Annotated in this window: 14 protein-coding genes; 7 read left to right on the top strand and 7 right to left on the bottom strand. The window is 72.8% G+C overall.

Annotation, left to right across the window (positions count from 1 at the left end):
• The 4 genes from EW117_RS29545 to EW117_RS24545 form a co-directional block, all read left to right on the top strand.
• On the top strand, positions 1 to 187 hold a 187-nt coding region (locus tag EW117_RS29545), incomplete at its 5' end, for a hypothetical protein (protein WP_165362851.1).
• Entirely contained in the window at positions 184 to 1,203 is a 1,020-nt protein-coding gene (locus EW117_RS24555; RefSeq protein WP_242504519.1) for a DUF8094 domain-containing protein, read from the top strand. The genes EW117_RS29545 and EW117_RS24555, both read left to right, overlap by 4 nt.
• A gap of 44 nt (positions 1,204 to 1,247) precedes the next feature.
• A complete protein-coding gene (locus EW117_RS24550) occupies positions 1,248 to 2,297 on the top strand; it encodes a DUF8094 domain-containing protein (protein WP_242504518.1) in 1,050 nt (349 codons plus the stop codon).
• Positions 2,298 to 2,359: 62 nt separating this feature from the next.
• Positions 2,360 to 3,322: a tetratricopeptide repeat protein gene (locus tag EW117_RS24545; protein ID WP_129789354.1), complete on the top strand. Its 963-nt coding sequence runs from the start codon at positions 2,360 to 2,362 to the stop codon at positions 3,320 to 3,322.
• Between the two features lie 59 nt (positions 3,323 to 3,381).
• On the opposite strand, the gene glgB is transcribed toward EW117_RS24545, so the two are convergent.
• The 4 genes from glgB to EW117_RS24525 form a co-directional block, all read right to left on the bottom strand.
• A complete protein-coding gene (glgB, locus tag EW117_RS24540; RefSeq protein WP_129789353.1) occupies positions 3,382 to 5,691 on the bottom strand; it encodes a 1,4-alpha-glucan branching protein GlgB in 2,310 nt (769 codons plus the stop codon).
• Between the two features lie 57 nt (positions 5,692 to 5,748).
• Complete coding sequence (locus EW117_RS24535; protein ID WP_242504517.1) at positions 5,749 to 7,224, bottom strand: maltokinase N-terminal cap-like domain-containing protein; 1,476 nt, start codon at positions 7,222 to 7,224, stop codon at positions 5,749 to 5,751.
• Positions 7,221 to 9,029: a maltose alpha-D-glucosyltransferase gene (gene treS, locus EW117_RS24530; RefSeq protein WP_129789366.1), complete on the bottom strand. Its 1,809-nt coding sequence runs from the start codon at positions 9,027 to 9,029 to the stop codon at positions 7,221 to 7,223. Before treS ends, EW117_RS24535 begins: the two co-directional genes overlap by 4 nt.
• A gap of 86 nt (positions 9,030 to 9,115) precedes the next feature.
• Entirely contained in the window at positions 9,116 to 11,221 is a 2,106-nt protein-coding gene (locus EW117_RS24525; protein ID WP_129789352.1) for an alpha-1,4-glucan--maltose-1-phosphate maltosyltransferase, read from the bottom strand.
• Between the two features lie 142 nt (positions 11,222 to 11,363).
• Between EW117_RS24525 and EW117_RS24520 the strand changes: the two genes are divergently transcribed.
• From EW117_RS24520 to EW117_RS24510, 3 genes are read left to right on the top strand one after another with little or no spacing between them, the layout of a single operon-like run.
• Positions 11,364 to 12,830: a hypothetical protein gene (locus EW117_RS24520; protein ID WP_129789351.1), complete on the top strand. Its 1,467-nt coding sequence runs from the start codon at positions 11,364 to 11,366 to the stop codon at positions 12,828 to 12,830.
• Entirely contained in the window at positions 12,824 to 14,035 is a 1,212-nt protein-coding gene (locus EW117_RS24515; RefSeq protein ID WP_129789350.1) for a molybdopterin-dependent oxidoreductase, read from the top strand. The genes EW117_RS24520 and EW117_RS24515 overlap by 7 nt, the downstream gene beginning before the upstream one ends.
• A complete protein-coding gene (locus EW117_RS24510) occupies positions 14,032 to 14,388 on the top strand; it encodes a hypothetical protein (RefSeq protein WP_129789349.1) in 357 nt (118 codons plus the stop codon). The genes EW117_RS24515 and EW117_RS24510 overlap by 4 nt, the downstream gene beginning before the upstream one ends.
• Before the next feature lie 17 nt (positions 14,389 to 14,405).
• Here EW117_RS24510 and EW117_RS24505 read toward each other — a convergent pair whose 3' ends face one another.
• Genes EW117_RS24505 through EW117_RS24495 form a run of 3 tightly spaced genes read right to left on the bottom strand, consistent with a single transcriptional unit; the run spans position 14,406 to position 16,389 of the window.
• Entirely contained in the window at positions 14,406 to 15,050 is a 645-nt protein-coding gene (locus EW117_RS24505; RefSeq protein ID WP_242504515.1) for a class I SAM-dependent methyltransferase, read from the bottom strand.
• Positions 15,047 to 15,739, bottom strand: a complete 693-nt coding sequence (locus EW117_RS24500) for a TIGR04282 family arsenosugar biosynthesis glycosyltransferase (RefSeq protein WP_129789347.1) — start codon at positions 15,737 to 15,739, stop codon at positions 15,047 to 15,049. Before EW117_RS24500 ends, EW117_RS24505 begins: the two co-directional genes overlap by 4 nt.
• Positions 15,736 to 16,389, bottom strand: coding sequence for a glycosyltransferase family 2 protein (locus EW117_RS24495; RefSeq protein ID WP_129789346.1), 654 nt, complete (start codon positions 16,387 to 16,389; stop codon positions 15,736 to 15,738). Before EW117_RS24495 ends, EW117_RS24500 begins: the two co-directional genes overlap by 4 nt.
• Positions 16,390 to 16,476: the final 87 nt, after the last annotated feature.

Below are 16,476 nucleotides of genomic sequence, written 5' to 3'. Positions count from 1 at the left end.
GATGACACGGCGCGAGATGCGCATGCGCGAGCAGGCGCAGCGCCGGGCCGCGACGGGTGCCATGCCCGCCGTGCCCGCGTCCGAACCAGAGCCCGAGCCCGAGGCGCAGCAGCCGGAGACGCCGAGCAGCCGAGCTGCCGCGTGGCGCGCGACCTGGGGAGTCACCGGGGACGGAGACAACCGATGAACCGCACCATGACCAACGCACGGACTCGCACCACAGCAGTGGTGGCCACCGTGCTCGCCACGGGGCTGCTCGCCGGCTGTGCCGAGGAGCTACCCACGCCGAAGCCGGAGGCGCCTGTCGCGGCCGCCGTCGTCACGCAGTCGCAGGAGCGCGAGATCCTGGACAAGGTGGCCGGCGTCGTCGAGAAGGTCGACAAGGCCAGCGACGCCGACGCGCTCGGCGCGCGGCTTTCCGGGCCCGCGCTCAAGATCCGTGAGACCCAGCTCGACGTCGCCGCCGCACGCGAGGACAAGGAGCCGCTCACGGACCTGACCATGCAGATGCAGCAGGTGATCCTGCCGTCGGACCAGGACTGGCCGCGCAGCAGCTTCGCCATCACCGTGCAGCCCAAGGACCTGACCACTCCGGTGCTCATGGCCTTCGACCAGTCCACCGCGCGGGACCAGTACAAGCTGTGGGGCTGGGTGCGCCTGCTGCCGGGTGTGACCATGCCGCAGTTCGCTGAGGCGGACCTGGGCAGTGCCGCGGTGTCGGAGGAGGACAAGAGCCTCAAGGCGACGCCGAAGGACGCGATCAAGCAGTACGCGTCGGTGCTGACCGTCGACAAGGAGTCCAAGTACGACGGGAACTTCGCCGACGACGACCTGCGCCAGTTCTTCCGTGACTACGGCAAGCTCCAGGTCGACGCGATCAACAAGGAGGAGTGCGACGGCGCCTTCGAGGTCGCGTACGAGCCCACGAAGGACCCGGTCAAGTCCGTGCGCACGGCCGACGGCGGCGCGCTCGTCATGGCGGCGATGATCAGCAAGGAGACCATCACCGCGAAGGAGGAGGGCTGCGAGATCGGCCCGCCGACCAAGACGACCCAGGCGCTGTGGGGCGACGCCGACGTGACCAACGTCGTCGAGGTCGATTACCGGGACATGGTGGCGATGTACGTGCCGCCCAAGGACTCGGACGACCAGATCAGCCTGGTCGGCTACGAGCACGTGCCGTACTCGGTCTCGAACGGCTGACCCTTTCGGCGACCGGCCCGTTTCGCGCCGCTAGGGTGGCCCCCGTGAACCCACGGTGGCCACCCTTGCCGCGTCCCGGAGCTCTTCCCCTGTCCCGACGGCGGGCGGTCGCCGGCCTGGCGGCGGGTGCCGCTGCAGCGGCCCTGCTGGCCGGCTGCACCGTCGAACCGCCCGCTCCCGCGCCAGAGGCGCCGGTCGTCGCGGCGGTCGTGAGCGAGTCGCAGGAGCGCAGGATCCTGGAGAGCGTCTCCGCGGCCCTGACCGGAGCGGACCAGGCGGGCGAGGCGAGCTCGCTGGCGGCCCGCGTGTCCGGACCCGCGCTCACCACGCGGGAGGCAGAGCTCGAGGTCGCCGCCGCACGCGGTGACGACAAGGCACTGACCGACCTGACGATAGAGCCGCAACAGCTTGTCCTGCCGTCCGACCATGGCTGGCCGCGCAGCAGCTTCGCCATCACGGTACAGCCGGAGAACAACGCCACGCCGGTGCTCGCCGCCTTCGAGCAGGCCGGTGCCCGTGACCAGTACAAGCTGTGGGCCTACGTGCAGCTCGTGCAAGGGGTGACGATGCCGCAGTTCGCGGAGGCCGACCTTGGCAGCGCGGCCGTACCGTCCGACGACACGAGTCTCGTGGTAGCTCCCGAGGCCGTCGCCGAGCAGTACGCGTCGGTGCTGAAGACCGGTGACCGATCGAAGTACGTCGGCAACTTTTCCGACGACGACTATCTGCGGCAGGTCCTGCGCAAGACGGGCAGGAACCAGGTCGCCGAGATCGAGAAGAAGGACGGCGAGGGCAGCTTCGAGGTCGCGTTCGAGCCGACCGAAGACCCGGTCAAGGCGGTCCGGACGGTGGACGGCGGGGCCATGGTGATCGTCGCGCTGAAGAGCCAGGAGACCCTCAGAGCCGAGGAGGGGTGGAAGCTCGTGCCGGGCTCGTTGTCGGCCAAGGCTCTCTGGGGCGGGGCCGAGGGGACCGACGTCATGAAGATCGCCTACCGGGACATGGTGGCCCTGTACGTGCCACCCAAGGAGTCGGACAGCCGGATCAGCCTGCTGGGCTTCCACCGCGTGCCGTACGCCGTCTCGAACAAGTGAGGGCGTGTGCGCCGAGAGCGGAGTCGACGGGTGCGTTGCTCACGGGTCATTAGGATTGCCCCATGAGCAGTGCCACTCCTCCGCCCGGTCCCGCCCGGAGCGCACAGCCCGAGTTCGCGGTGCGCGGCGCCGTCGACCTGTCCGCCCTCAACCGTCCGCAGGCGCCGCCGCCCGGAGAACCGGGTGGCGCACCCGAAGCCGGTGGCTTCGTGGTGGACGTCAGCGAGGCGAACTTCGAGCAGCTGATCCGCGACTCGTCCACCTACCCGGTCGTGATCCTGCTCTGGATCCCGACCGACCAGGCCAACGCCGAGCTCGGTGTCACGCTGGGCCGTCTGGCGCAGGAGTACGGCGGCCGGTTCCTCCTGGGCCGGGTCGACGCGCAGGCGTCGCCGCAGGTCGCCGCGGCGTTCCAGGTGCAGGGCGTGCCCACGGTCGTCGCGGTGCTGCAGGGCCAGCCCTTGCCGTTGTTCCAGGGCGGCGCCGACGAGCAGCAGATCCGCGGCGTGCTGGACCAGGTGCTGGCCGCCGCCGACCAGAACGGCGTCAAGGGCCGGGCTCCCGGTGCGGCGCCCGCGAGCGACGAGCCGGTGGACGAGCCCGAGCAGCCGCTGCCGCCACTGCACCAGGAGGCGTACGACGCGATCGAGCGCGACGACCTCGATGGCGCGGCGAGCGCCTACGCCAAGGCGCTGCGGCAGGACCCGAAGGACGCGGACGCGACCGCCGGCCTCGCGCAGGTGCACCTCATGCAGCGCACCCACGACGCCGACCTCGCCGCGGTGCGGCAGGCCGCGGCGGACGCGCCGTCCGATGTCGACGCCGCGCTCGCCGTCGCCGACCTCGACATGCTGGGCGGCAAGGTGGACGACGCCTTCGCCCGTCTGCTCGACCTCCTGCCCGATGCCGACGCGGAGGGCAAGGAGAAGCTCCGCGTGCGACTGCTGGAGCTCTTCGAGGTGGCGGGAACGACGGACCCCCGCGTGAGCAAGGCCCGCAAGCGCCTGGCCCTGAGCCTCTACTGACCAGCTGAGTGCTGGATTTTCGCCCCTCCCGACGTCGTGGAGGGGCGAAGATCCAGCACTCAACGGGCCGGGGTGAGGATGAGCGCGCCCAGCGGGGGGATGCGGAGTACCGCCGAGTAGTCGCGGCCGTGGTGGGGTACTCGCTCGGCGTGGACGCGGCCCATGTTGCCCACGCCCGAGCCGCCGTAGACCGTTGCGTCGGTGTTGAGCACCTCGAGCCAGACGGCGCTCTCGCTGGTCGAGGCGACGCTGGTCGGGCTGGTCGAGACCTTCGATCCGGCGGAAGGGGTCTCGACAGGCTCGAACAGCAAGGGCGGTTCGACCACCGGCGGCTCGACCTGCGGGAGCGTCGGTAGCGGCAGCCGGTAGCCCTCGTGCGGAATCCCCGCGAAGTTCACGACGACCACCACAGGGTCCCCGGAGTGCGAGCGGCGCACGTAGGCCAGCACGTTGTGGTCGGCGTCGTCCGAGTCGAGCCACTCGAAGCCCGCCGGGCTGAAGTCGAGCTCCCACAGGGCGGGCGTCGCGCGGTAGAGCGCGTTCAGGTCCCGCACCAGGTGCTGCACGCCCGCGTGCCCGGCGTCACCGAGCAGGTCCCAGCGCAGGCCGTCGGACTCCGACCACTCGGAGTCCTGTGCGAACTCGCACCCCATGAACAGCAGCTGCTTGCCGGGGTGGGTCCACTGGTACGCCAGGAACGACCGGACGCCCGCGAGCTGCTGCCACCGGTCGCCCGGCATCTTGCGCAGCAGCGATCCCTTGCCGTGCACCACCTCGTCGTGGCTGATCGGCAGCACGAACTGCTCGGTGAAGGCGTACACCAGCGAGAACGTGAGCTCGCCGTGGTGGTAGCGCCGGTTGTACGGGTCCTCGGCCAGGTAGCGGAGGGTGTCGTTCATCCAGCCCATGTTCCACTTCAGGCCGAAGCCGAGTCCTCCGCTCGACGTCGGGCCCGTGACCTGGGGGAACGCTGTCGACTCCTCGGCGATCATCATGACGCCCGGCGTGCGCCGGTACGCGGTCGCGTTCGCCTCCTGGATGAAGGCGATGGCCTCGAGGTTCTCGCGCCCGCCGTGCACGTTGGGCGTCCACTCGCCCTCCTTGCGGGAGTAGTCGAGGTAGAGCATGGAGGCGACGGCGTCCACGCGCAGCGCGTCGACGTGGAACTCCTCGAACCAGTAAGTCGCGTTGGCCACCAGGAAGTTGCGCACCTCGCGGCGGCCGAAGTCGAAGATCAGCGTGCCCCAGTCCTGCTGCTCGCCACGGTGCGGGTCGGGGTGCTCGTACAGGGCCGACCCGTCGAAGCGGGCCAGGGCGAACTCGTCGCGCGGGAAGTGCGCGGGCACCCAGTCGAGGATGACGCCGATCCCGGCCCGGTGCAGCGTGTCCACCAGGTACCGGAAGTCGTCGGGCGAGCCGAACCGCGCCGTCGGCGCGTAGTAGCTGGTGACCTGGTAGCCCCACGACCCGCCGTACGGGTGCTCGGCGACGGGCATCAGCTCGACGTGCGTGAAGCCCTGCTCGGTGACGTAGGCGGTCAGCTGCTCCGCGAGCTCGCGGTAGCCGAGGCCGGGCCGCCAGGAACCCAGGTGCACCTCGTACACGCTGAGCGGCGCGGAGTGCGGATCGGTTGCCGCGCGGGCGGACAGCCATACGTCGTCGTGCCACTCGTGCTCAGTGGCCGTCACGACGCTCGCCGTGGCGGGCGGCGCCTCCGTCGCCTTGGCGAGGGGATCCGCCTTGGCGCGCCAGACGCCGTCGGCGCCCAGGATCTCGAACTTGTACCGCAGGCCCGGGCCGACGTCGGGGACGAACAGCTCCCACACGCCCGTGGAACCCAGCGACCGCATGGGGTGCGTGCCGCCCCAGCCGTTGTGATCGCCCACCAGCCGCACGCCGCGGGCGTTCGGTGCCCACACCGCGAAGGCGACACCAGCGATGTCGCCGGCCGCGCTCGCGTACCGGTGCAGGTTGGCGCCGAGCACCTGCCAGAGCTGCTCGTGCCGGCCCTCGCCGATGAGGTGCAGGTCCACCTCGCCCAGCGTGGGCAGGAACCGGTACGGGTCGTCGGCGGTCCAGGTGTCCGTGCCCGACCGGGTGCGGACGCGGTAGTCGGGGGCGTGCCGGGACCCGTCCGGGTCCTCGGTGGCGGGCACGACGGCGGCCCAGACCCCCGCGCCCTGGTGGGTGGCGGCCGCCTCGCCGTCGGAGGTGGTCACCACCACCTCGTCGGCGAGCGGGCGTAGCGTGCGCACCACGGTCCAGGGCCCGTCGAGCAGGTGCGGGCCGAGCACGGTGTGCGGATCGTGATGGGTTCCGGACGCGATAGCTGTCAGAACCTCGAGGTCGACGTCGGGCAGGTCTGCCATGGGTTCACCTTTCCATGCCAGGCGCGCGGTGTGCGACACGTCACGCCGCGACTGGTCCTACGAGCTCAGCACGCGTTCCACGGCCGTCAGCGGGATGTGCATCCAGGCGGGCCGGTGCCGGAACTCGTAGACCACCTCGTACAGGGCCTTGTCCACGATCAGGGCGCGCAGCAGCAGCTCGGCGGTGCCCACATCGAGCTCGCTGCCCGACGTCGCGGCGCCGGCCACGGCGCGCACCGTGCCCTCGTGCGCCTCGCCGCTGGCCTGCCGGTAGCCCTCCAGGAAACTGATCTGGGCGTGCGCGGCCCAGTGCGGGTCGGTCGCCTGCCCGACGGCGGCCGCGTAGTCGAGCGACCGGACCAGCCCGGCGACGTCGCGCAGCGGCAGGTCGGGGGCCACCCGCTCGGAGACTGGGCGCTGCGGCTCGCCCTCGAAGTCGAGCACCTTCCAGCCGCCGGGGGAGTAGAGCGCCTGGCCGAGATGCAGGTCACCGTGGATCGGCTGCAGCGGTACGAGGCCGCCGGTCCGCTCGGCGACGGCGGACAGCCGCTCGCTCACGGAGTCGAACAGGGCCGCGACACCGGCGCGGTGCGGGGCCAGCTCCGGGACGTCGGCGAACGCCTCGGCGGCCCGGCGCCGCAGCACGCCCATGAAGCCCGCGGGCTCCAGCCCTGGTCCGGGACCGAGGGCCCGGCGCAGCACCGCGTGCAGGTGCGCGACGACGGCGCCGAGCTCCGCCGCCCGCTCCCCGAAGTCCTCGTCGCGCGCCGCGTACGCGCAGGCCAGCTCGAACCCGTCGGTGGCGTCACCGACCAGCTCCGAGAGCACGGCGAGGTGGGCGAGCGGCGGCACGGCCGGGGCGCCGGGCACGGCACCCGGCGCGGCGTCGGGCGCGGGCAGCGGGACCGCGCCGAGGAACCGGGGCACGCCGTCCCAGCCGGCCCGGGTCAGGGCCTCCGGGATGACGACGTCGGGATGCGGGCCGAGCGCGACGGTCCGCAGGATCTTGAGCATCCCGCCCCGCCCGGTCTCGTGGGGCAGCGCCGGGAGCATCACCGACGTGTTCGACTGCTCGCCGGAGATCCGCCGCGCCCCGGCCATCTCGGCGCAGTCTCCCGGCTCGCACGCGCCCGGGAGAGCGGCGGCGAGGTAGGCGTGCCAGGCGGCGGGATGGACCCCGCCGTCGTGCACGGTGACGGTGCCCGACGCCGTCCGCACCGTGCCGATCAGGCCCGCCGCCTCCGTGTCCACGGTGTCGGCGGTGGGCTCCGCAGTCGGGGTCAGGACCAGCGGGACCTGGATCACCAGCGACTCGGGGCCGGCCGCGAGGCCGGGCCCGGCCAGCCGCAGCAGCGCGACGACGACGTCGGCCACGCCCGGGAACGTGACCGTCAGCCACGGCTCGTGCGACACGCCGTCGGTCGGCACGGGGTACCAGCGCTGCTCGGGCAGCCACGCGTCCAGCAGCCGGAGCACCTCGGGCGCGAGGTGTGCGGCTCCCGGGGAGACGTGGACGGGGCGCGCCGGGCTCACACCTCTCGCGCCTGCCCGGTAGTCCCGACAGTGCCGATAGGAGCGACAGCACCGGTGGCCCCGGCCGACCCGGCCCGTACCGGCGGCGCCAGCACCAGCCAGTAGAAGTCGCGCGCGCCCCACGTCATCGTCAGGATGCCGTCCTCGCCCACGCTCGGGAACCCGGCCCCGCCGAACACGTCGGTGAGCGTCCAGCCGGCGTAGCCGGGGAGCTTGATCGTGGACGACCGTGCCGTCGCGGACAGGTTCGCGGCCACGAGCAGCGTCTCGTCGGACGAGGACCGGGTGAACGCGATGACCGACTCGTCGTTGCAGTCGAGCGCGGTGAAGTCGCCGGTCCCGAAGGTGGGGTGCAGCTTGCGGAACGCCAGCATGTTGTGCGTCCAGTGCAGCAGCGACGTGGGCTGGGCGAGCTGTGCCTCGACGTTCGTGTGCTGGTAGTGGTGCACCAGCGACTGGACGAGCGGGAGGTAGAGCTTGCCCGGGTCCGCGGTGGAGAACCCGGCGTTGCGGTCCGGCGTCCACTGCATGGGCGTGCGCACCGCGTCGCGGTCGGGCAGCCAGATGTTGTCGCCCATGCCGATCTCGTCGCCGTAGTACAGGCACGGGGTGCCGGGCAGCGAGAGCAGCAGCGCGTTGGCCAGCTCGATCTCCTTGCGGGCGTTGTCCAGCAGCGGCGCGAGCCGCCGTCGGATGCCCACGTTGGCGCGCATCCTGGGGTCGGGGGCGTACCAGCCGTACATGCTGGCGCGCTCCTCCGTGGACACCATCTCGAGGGTGAGCTCGTCGTGGTTGCGCAGGAACGTGCTCCACTGCCCCGCCGCTGGGATAGCCGGGGTGTCCGCGAGGATCTCCAGGAGCTGGCGGGCCCGCTGGTCGCGGATCGCGTAGAAGATCCGCGGCATCACGGGGAAGTGGAAGCACATGTGGCACTCGGGCTCGTCGTCGGTCCCGAAGTACTCCACCACGTCCGCCGGCCACTGGTTGGCCTCGGCCAGCAGGATGCGGCCCGGGAACTCCGTGTCCACCATGCGCCGGACCTTGCGCAGGAAGCGGTGCGTCTCGGGCAGGTTCTCGCAGTTGGTGCCCTCGTCCTCGAAGAGGTACGGCACGGCGTCCAGCCGGAACCCGTCCACGCCGAGCTGCAGCCAGAACCGCGCGACGTCGAGCATCGCCTCGACCACACGCGGGTTCTCGAAGTTCAGGTCGGGCTGGTGGCTGAAGAACCGGTGCCAGAAGTACTGCCGCCGCACCGGGTCGAACGTCCAGTTCGACGTCTCGGTGTCCACGAAGATGATGCGCGCGCCCTCGTAGCGGGTGGGGTCGTCGCTCCACACGTAGAAGTCGCCGTACGGGCCGTCCGGGTCGGCGCGCGAGGCCTGGAACCACGGGTGGGCGTCGCTGGTGTGGTTCATGACCAGGTCGATCACCACGCGGATGCCGCGCTCGTGCGCGGCCGCGACCAGGTCACTGAAGTCCGAGATGGTGCCGAACTGCGGCGAGACCGCCGTGAAGTCCGCGACGTCGTACCCGCCGTCGCGCAGCGGCGACGGGAAGAACGGCGGCAGCCACAGGCAGTCGACGCCCAGCCACTCCAGGTAGTCCAGCCGCTCGACGAGGCCGCGCAGGTCGCCCGAGCCGCCGTCCGCCGAGTCGGAGAACGACCGGATCATCACCTCGTAGAAGACGGCCTTCTTGTACCACTCGGGGTCGGCCGACAGGCCCTTGCGCCGGGCGTCGACGCGCGGCTGCCGTCGCGGCGGCAGCGCCTGGACCGGCACGGGGACCGACGGCGGATTCGGCATGCTGGGCCGCTCGGGGACGCGTCGCTCGGGCGGCTCGGGGTAGCCCTCCGGCGGCCCGACGGCGGGGCCGCCCGGCCCGAACGTCGTCATGCCGGACCTACCTGCAGGACGTGGGCCACGCGGACCTGCGGGTCGAGCCGGACCCAGGGATGGGCTCCCCAGCCGTAGGTCTCGCCGGACAACAGGTCGTGGGCCACGAAGAAGGGGGCGTTGTCGTCGCCGTCGCGGGCACTGAGGCCGAGGGCGGATAGATCCAGGTGCACTACAGACTCCTGCACGTTCCGGGGGTCCAGGTTCAGCACGACCACGATCACGTCGTCGTGTCGCGGGGCACGCCGATCGTTACCCCCAGTTCTCATGGTGCGGCCCGGGGGCGTTGCTGTCGCGCGCGGAAGGTGATCGGCGCCGATCCGGCGCGAGTACGCGACCACCTGCCCGTTCGTCGTGGGATGGACGGTCAGGTTCCGGAGCTGCTGCAGCGCGGGGTGTGCGCGGCGTACCTCGTTCAGCTTGCCCAGCAGCAGCGCGATCCCGTGCTCGTCGGCACGAGACCAGTCCCGGGGCCGGTACTCATACTTCTCGTTGTCGATCTGTTCCTCGACGCCGGGCCGCGGCGTGTTCTCCACGAGCTCGTAGCCCGAGTAGATGCCCCACGTCGGGGAGCCGGTGGCGGCCAGCACCGCCCGCACGGCGAACGCCGCTACACCGCCGTCGATCAGGTAGGGCGGGAGGATGTCGTGGGTGGTGGGCCAGAACGACGGGCGCAGCACGGAGCCCTGCGGCCCGCTCACCTCGGCCAGGTACTCCTCGACCTCCTCCTTGGTGTTGCGCCAGGTGAAGTAGGTGTACGACTGGTGGAAACCGATCCGGGCCAGCGTCAGCATCATCGCGGGCTTGGTGAACGCCTCCGACAGGAAGAGCACCTCCGGGTTGGTCGCGTGCACCTCGGCCAGGAGCCACTCCCAGAAGTCCAGGGGCTTGGTGTGCGGGTTGTCGACCCGGAACAGCGTGACACCCCGGTCGATCCAGAGGCGCAGGATGCGCAGGATCTCCAGCCCGAGCCCCTCGGGGTCGTTGTCGAAGTTCAGCGGGTAGATGTCCTGGTACTTCTTGGGCGGGTTCTCGGCGTAGGCGATGGACCCGTCGGCGCGCGTGGTGAACCACTCGGGATGCTCGGTGACCCACGGGTGGTCGGGGGAGCAGTTGAGCGCGATGTCGAGCGCGACCTCCAGCCCTTCGGCCCGCGCCGCCGCCACGAAGTCCCGGAAGTCCTGCTCCGTGCCGAGGTCGGGATGGATCGCCTCCAGCCCACCGTCGGGCGAGCCGATCGCGTACGGGGAGCCGGGGTCACCCGGCTCGGCCACCAGCGTGTTGTTGCGGCCCTTGCGGAACGTGGTGCCGATCGGGTGCACCGGGGTGAGGTAGACGACGTCGAACCCCATCGCCGCGATCCCCGGCAGCCGCTTCGCCGCCGTCGCGAACGTGCCCGACACCCACGTGCCGTTCTTCTTCTGGTACGCCCCCTCCGAACGGGGGAACATCTCGTACCAGGAGCCCGCCAGCGCGAGGCGCCGCGACACCCGCAGCGGGTAGGTGTCCGACGCCGACACGAGCTCGCGCAGCGGTGCGCGGCGCAGCGCCTCTTCGACCTCGGGCGACGTCGCAGCCGCGAACCGCACCTGCGCCGGACGGGTGGCGTCGGCCAGGGCGCGGCGCGCGGCGGCCAGCGTACGCGCGGCGCGAGTCGTCCGGCCCCCGGCGACCAGCGCGTCGTCCGGCACCAGGCGGCAGATCTTCTCGAACAGGCGCACGCCCTCGGCGAGCATCAGCTCGGTGTCGATGTTCGCGCCGATCTTGATCCCGGCATCGTGCACCCAGGTGGCGTACGGGTCCGCCCACGCCTCGACCCGGAAGGACCAGTCGCCCTCGGCGTCGGGCTGCAGGAAACCGCGGAAATGGTCCAGCCCCGGGGCGACGTCGACCATCGGCGCCCACGAGTGGTCGGTGCCGTCCGGGGCTACGAGCACCGCCGTGGCCGAGACGGCGTCGTGCCCCTCGCGGAAGACCGTGGCCTCGACCGGGACCACCTCGCCGACCACGGCTTTTGCCGGCCACCGCCCGCCCTCGACGACGGGGGCGACTTCGAGGACGGGGATGCGGCCGATCCGGCCAGGCGTCGTGTACGGGCTCACCGGACCACGCTATCGACCGTTCCGGGGGACATGCGCGACGGGCGCGCCGACCTCGTGAAAGAGTCGTCGAGAGCGCCAGCCGTCAGCCTTCCGTCAGGTCGCCCGCCGACCGTCCGCGCCGATCACCCGCCACGATAGAGACGTGGCCGAAACCTCTGGACCGGAGCCCGGAACGACCGGGCGGGGCCGATCAGCTCGCGCCGCCAGTCCGGCGCCGAGCGCCGACGGGTGGTGGCAGCGACACGGGCCCGCCGCGGCGGTGACCCTGTGGGCGGTGTCGATCCCCGTGATCGCCCTCGTCGGCGTCCTGCTGCGGTACCTGACCGACGCGCAGCTGCTCACCACTGCCGAGCCCTTCGTCGGCCACTGGGTGCCGCGCACCGGGCCGGGCATCATCGCCGCCCTCCTGATCCTGGCCGCCGTCGTGCGGTACGGGCGGGGACTCGCCACCCGCCTGCCCTGGCGGACGCTCCTGCTCACCTCCTCGGCCGCGACCGCCGCCTGGGCGGTGGCGCTCGCGGCGCTCATCTCCTGGGACGACGTCGTCGCGCCGGTTCGCGGGGAGCACGAGTACCTGCCGGTCGTCCCGATCGTCACGGCCGACCCCGCAGGCTTCCTCGGGGGCTTCGCCGACGACCTGCCGGGCTACCCGATCCACGTGCGGGGCCATCCGCCGGGCCTCGTCCTGCTGCTGGCCCTGCTCGACCGGCTGGGGCTGGGGGGACCCGGCTGGGCGGCGGCGCTCTTCATCCTGGCCGGGGCGTCGGCCGTGCCGGCGGTGCTGATCACGCTGCGGACGCTGGGCAGGATCCGCTCGACCGGCCCGTTCGACAGCCGCAGCGCCGAGGACGCCGCCCGCGCCGTCGTCCCCGTGCTCGTCCTGGCACCCGCCGCGCTGTGGGTGGCGACGTCCGCCGACGCGTTCTTCGCGGGCGTGCTCGCCTGGGGCGTCGCGCTGCTGGCCCTCACCTCGGACCCCGAACGCCACGGCGTTCCTCGATGGACGTGCGCGGTGGCCGCCGGGCTCCTCCTCGGCGCGTGCCCGCTCCTGTCGTACGGGCTGCTCCACATGGGCCTGATCGCCCTCGCGCCGCTGATCCTGTCCCGGCGGGTCGGCGCCACCGTCGTGGCGGGGGTCGTCGCGGTCGGTGTGGTCGTCGCCGCGGGTCTCGCCGGGTTCTGGGTGTGGGACGGGATAGCCGCCACCCACGCCGTCTGGGAGCCGGTCGGGCAGACCCGGCCCTACCTCTACTTCCTGTTCGTGGACCTGGCGGTCCTCGGCGCCATCGCGGGCCCCGCGGCGGTCGGCGGCCTCGCCCGGCTGCGCCGGACCGACGCCGTCACCCGGGTCGTGGTCGGCCTCGCGCTGGCCGCCGCCCTGTCGGGTGCGCTGCTGGGCTTCGAACGCGGCGAGGTGGAACGCATCTGGCTCCCCGTCGCGTACTGGGTGATCCCCGCGGCCGTCGGCCTGCGGGCGTCGCGCGGCAGCCCGGCAGGTGCTCCGACCGACGACGCTCCTGCGGGCCCGGCCCCGCTGCCTGCCTCGTGGCTGTGGGCACAGGGCGGCGTGGCCGTCCTGCTCAACACGATCCTGGAGTCACCATGGTGAACCGTCCGCTGCTCTCGAACCGGCCGTCCTGGCTCCGAATACCTGAGCCGGGTGACTTCCGCTCGCCCGTCCACGACAAGCGTGTGGTGGCCCGCCTGGGCCTGTTCCTCGGTGCGGCGATCCTGATCCTCTTCGTCACAGGCCTGATCTCGCACCTGCACCAGCACCCCGTGTCGTGGCTGCCCTTCGGCCCGGAGCCGGTGTGGGCGTACCGGCTCAACCAGGGGCTGCACGTCGCGGTGGGCTTCGCCACCCTGCCCCTGGTGCTGGCCAAGCTCTACACGGTCTACCCGCAGTTCTTTGTGCGCCCGCCGGTCACCGGATGGCAGCACGCCCTGGAGCGCGCCTCGGTGGGCGTGCTCGTCGCGGCGACGGTCTTCCAGATCGTGACCGGGATCCTGAACGTCTTCAAGCTCTACGTCTTCGGGTTCAGCTTCACCGGAGTCCACTACGCCACGGCCTGGCTCGCGTTCGGCGCGGCACTGGTGCACGTAGGGATCAAGCTCCCGGTGATGTTCCGGGCGTTCGCGGCCGGCGCGCGCAACCTCGATTCCGATGATCCCGGCCCCGACCGCTCGCCGAACGGTGACGCGACGGACGGCACGACCCGACGCGGGTTCCTCGGGTCGGTGGCCGTAGCCACCCTCTTCCTCACGGCACTGACGGTGGGGCAGACCGTGACCCCGCTGCGCGCCGTCGCGCTGCTCGCGCCCCGCGACCCGTTCGACGGCCCGCAGGGTCTGGCCGTCAACAAGACGGCGCGCGGCGCCGGGGTCGAGGAGCTGGCGACCGCCGAGGACTGGGCCCTGGAGCTGGTCGGGCCCGCCGGGACCTCGCACCTGACCCGGGCCGACCTGCTGGCCATGAGCCAGCACGAGGCGGTGCTACCGATCGCCTGTGTCGAGGGCTGGAGCGCCTCGGCGCGCTGGACCGGCGTCCGGATGCGGGACCTCGCCACCCTCAGCGGCGGGCGACCGGACGACCCCGTTCATGTGGTGAGCCTGCAGGAGGCCGGGACCTCGTACGCGACGTCCGACCTGCCCGGGTCCTACGTCGCCCATGACGACACCCTGCTGGCCCTCACCCTGGCCGGCGAGGACCTCGACCTGGACCACGGGTTCCCCGCCCGGATCATCGCGCCGAACCGGCCGGGAGTGCTGCAGACCAAATGGGTCTCGCGCCTCGTCGTCGGGAACGCGGCATGAACGCGGCGGCCGAGTGGTCGCGCCGGGTACTGATCGCCGGCGGTATCGCCGCCATGGGGTGGTGGGCCTGGCTGGCACTCACCTCGGTCCCGCCGCACTGGTGGCTGCCCTGGGGCATCTGGCTGGCCGGGTCCGTGGCGCTGAACGACGCCATCATCGCCCCGGCGGTGACAGTGCTGGGCTGGCTCGTGCTCGTGCGCCTTCCCGCGCTCGCACGCGGCCGGTCCCAGGGCCGGGTCGACGCCGCGGGGTCGGGGCCTGTCTGGGTGGGCGTGCTGCTGCGCGGCGCCGTCATGGTGCTCGGGACGCTCCTGCTGGTGTGGCTGGTCTCCCTCTGGAGCGCGGCGCGCTAGGGGCGGCGCGCCGCGCGTCAGGAGCGCAGCGACAGCATCACGCGGCCGGCCAGGTCCCACTCCTCCGCGACGACGAGGCCGAGCTCGTCGGCGATCGCCCGCAGCACCAGCGATCCCGCCCGCGCCCACGGCAGCGGGCGGGACCTCCTGCCGTCCTCGGCGTGCAGCACCAGCGGGCCGGACACGTCCATCTCGGGGTCGGGATCGGCCTCCACCAGCAGCAGGCCGCCCGGCCGGGCAAGCTCGCGGCAGCGCTTCAGCAGGCTGCGCGGGTCCCCGCCGATGCCGATGTTGCCGTCCGCCAGGAGCACGGTGCCCCACCGGCCCTCTCCGGGCACCGGCCCCTCGACGGCGCGCCGCAGCGCCACCGCGCCCCGCGCGCGGGCACGGCGCACGGCGTCCCGCGAGACGTCGATCCCGAGCGCGGGCACGCCGCGTGCCGCCAGCGCGGCGGCGAACCGGCCGGGACCGCAGCCCACGTCCAGCACCGGCCCTTCGCACAGCCCCACTATCGCCTCGTCGACCGAGTCTCGCTCCGCCGTCCAGGCCGCGACGTCCACCGGAGCCGCATGCGTCAGGTGAACCGCCATCACCGGAGCGCCCCCGAGTGCCGCCTCGAACAGGACCAGCGGGTTCACCGGGCGCGGTGCGGTGGTGGTCACGTGAGCTCCTTCGGCGCGTCTCCGGCTGGCGCGTCTCCCGCCGGCCGGCGGTGCGCCAGACCGGCCCATGCCCGGGCGAACCGTGTCCCGGGCGCGGCGCGCGCCACCGCGGCGGCGTCGGACACGGTGTCGACGTCGCGCAGCGGCGGCAGGAGCCGGACCCGCAGGCCGGCGGCGCGCAGCCGCTTGAGCTGCGCCTGCCCGGTCATCGCCTCGGACATCGGCACGCCGTGGAACAGCGCGGGATCCGCCCGCCGCAGGCCGACGGCCCAGTACCCGCCGTCGTCCGCGAGCCCCAGCACCGCGTCGTCGTCGCCGAAGTCCACCGCCGGCAGGAGCGGGCCGAGCTGCGGGGTGTCCATCCCGACGAGCAGCGCCGGCCCCGGGCCGCCGTCCGGCCCCAGGACGCTGTCGAAGGCCCCGGCGATCCGGCGGTCCAGCCCGCCGGCGACCTGCGGGACCACCGTGAAACCAGGCGGCACCCACGGCCCCGGCCGCCCGTCCAGCGCGAGCACCCGCCGCGCCCCGGGCAGGCCGCCGACCGCCTCCAGCGTGTCCGCGAGCGCGGCCTGAGCCAGCGCGGCGGCTTCGTCGGGTGTGAGCGCGCCGATCAGGCGCGTCTTGACCTTGCCGGGCACCGGCTCCTTCGCCAGCACGACGACGACCCGGGGCGGCGTCGGGCCGGTCATGACGCCAGGACCTTCGACATGTCCTGGATCGCGTGCCACGCGCCGAGCGGGGTGCCGGTCACCTTCGACCTGCCCCGCCGCTTGCGATAGGGCACGTCGACCTCGGCGACGAGCCATCCCGCGTCGGCGGCCGCGACCAGCGTCTCCAGGGGGTAGCCGCTGCGCCGGTCCCGCAGGTCGAGGGCCAGCAGGGGCTCCCGCCGCGCGGCGCGCATCGGCCCGATGTCGCGGACGACGATCCCGGTGCGGCGGCGCACCCGGCGCGCCAGCTCGGCGTTCGCCAGACGGAGGTGCCACGGCCAGGCACCTGGTTCCGGGCGCCGGCGTCCGAGCACCAGATCGGCCTGCCCGCTGACCACGGGCCCGGTGACCCGGGGCAGGTCGTGCGGGTCGAGGCTGGCGTCCGCGTCGCAGAAGGCGACGACGTCGGCACTCGCCGCGGCGAGCCCGGCGGCGCAGGCGGCACCGTACCCGCGCTGCTCTGCCCGGACGACGAGGGCGCCGTGGGCCCGCGCGATCTCGGCGGAGCCGTCGGAGGACCCGTTGTCCACCACCACGGCCCGCATCCCGTCCGGGAGCCGGGGGAGCAGCCACGTGAGGCCCTCGGCCTCGTCGAGGCAAGGCAGCACCACGTCCACTGTCGGCAACATGTTTCGACGTTAAGCGGGGACTCCGTCAACTGGCATGCCGACGGACCTGACAGATACCTGACGCCCCGTGCGCCACGGGGTTCGTGC

It is taken from the genome of Promicromonospora panici (assembly GCF_900608595.1).
Taxonomy (GTDB): domain Bacteria; phylum Actinomycetota; class Actinomycetes; order Actinomycetales; family Cellulomonadaceae; genus Promicromonospora; species Promicromonospora panici.
The sequence above is the reverse complement of the archived record's forward strand: the minus strand, read 5'-3'. Positions and strand labels throughout refer to the sequence as shown.

Excerpts from the sequence above, each read along its gene's own strand:
- EW117_RS24510 (WP_129789349.1), top strand. The coding sequence starts at position 14,032 with ATGAACGCGGCGGCCGAGTGGTCGCGCCGGGTACTGATCGCCGGCGGT.
- EW117_RS24545 (WP_129789354.1), top strand. The coding sequence starts at position 2,360 with ATGAGCAGTGCCACTCCTCCGCCCGGTCCCGCCCGGAGCGCACAGCCC.
- EW117_RS24495 (WP_129789346.1), bottom strand. The coding sequence starts at position 16,389 with ATGTTGCCGACAGTGGACGTGGTGCTGCCTTGCCTCGACGAGGCCGAG.
- glgB (WP_129789353.1), bottom strand. The coding sequence starts at position 5,691 with ATGGCAGACCTGCCCGACGTCGACCTCGAGGTTCTGACAGCTATCGCG.
- EW117_RS24515 (WP_129789350.1), top strand. The coding sequence starts at position 12,824 with ATGGTGAACCGTCCGCTGCTCTCGAACCGGCCGTCCTGGCTCCGAATA.
- treS (WP_129789366.1), bottom strand. The coding sequence starts at position 9,029 with ATGCCGAATCCGCCGTCGGTCCCCGTGCCGGTCCAGGCGCTGCCGCCG.
- EW117_RS24555 (WP_242504519.1), top strand. The coding sequence starts at position 184 with ATGAACCGCACCATGACCAACGCACGGACTCGCACCACAGCAGTGGTG.
- EW117_RS24500 (WP_129789347.1), bottom strand. The coding sequence starts at position 15,739 with ATGACCGGCCCGACGCCGCCCCGGGTCGTCGTCGTGCTGGCGAAGGAG.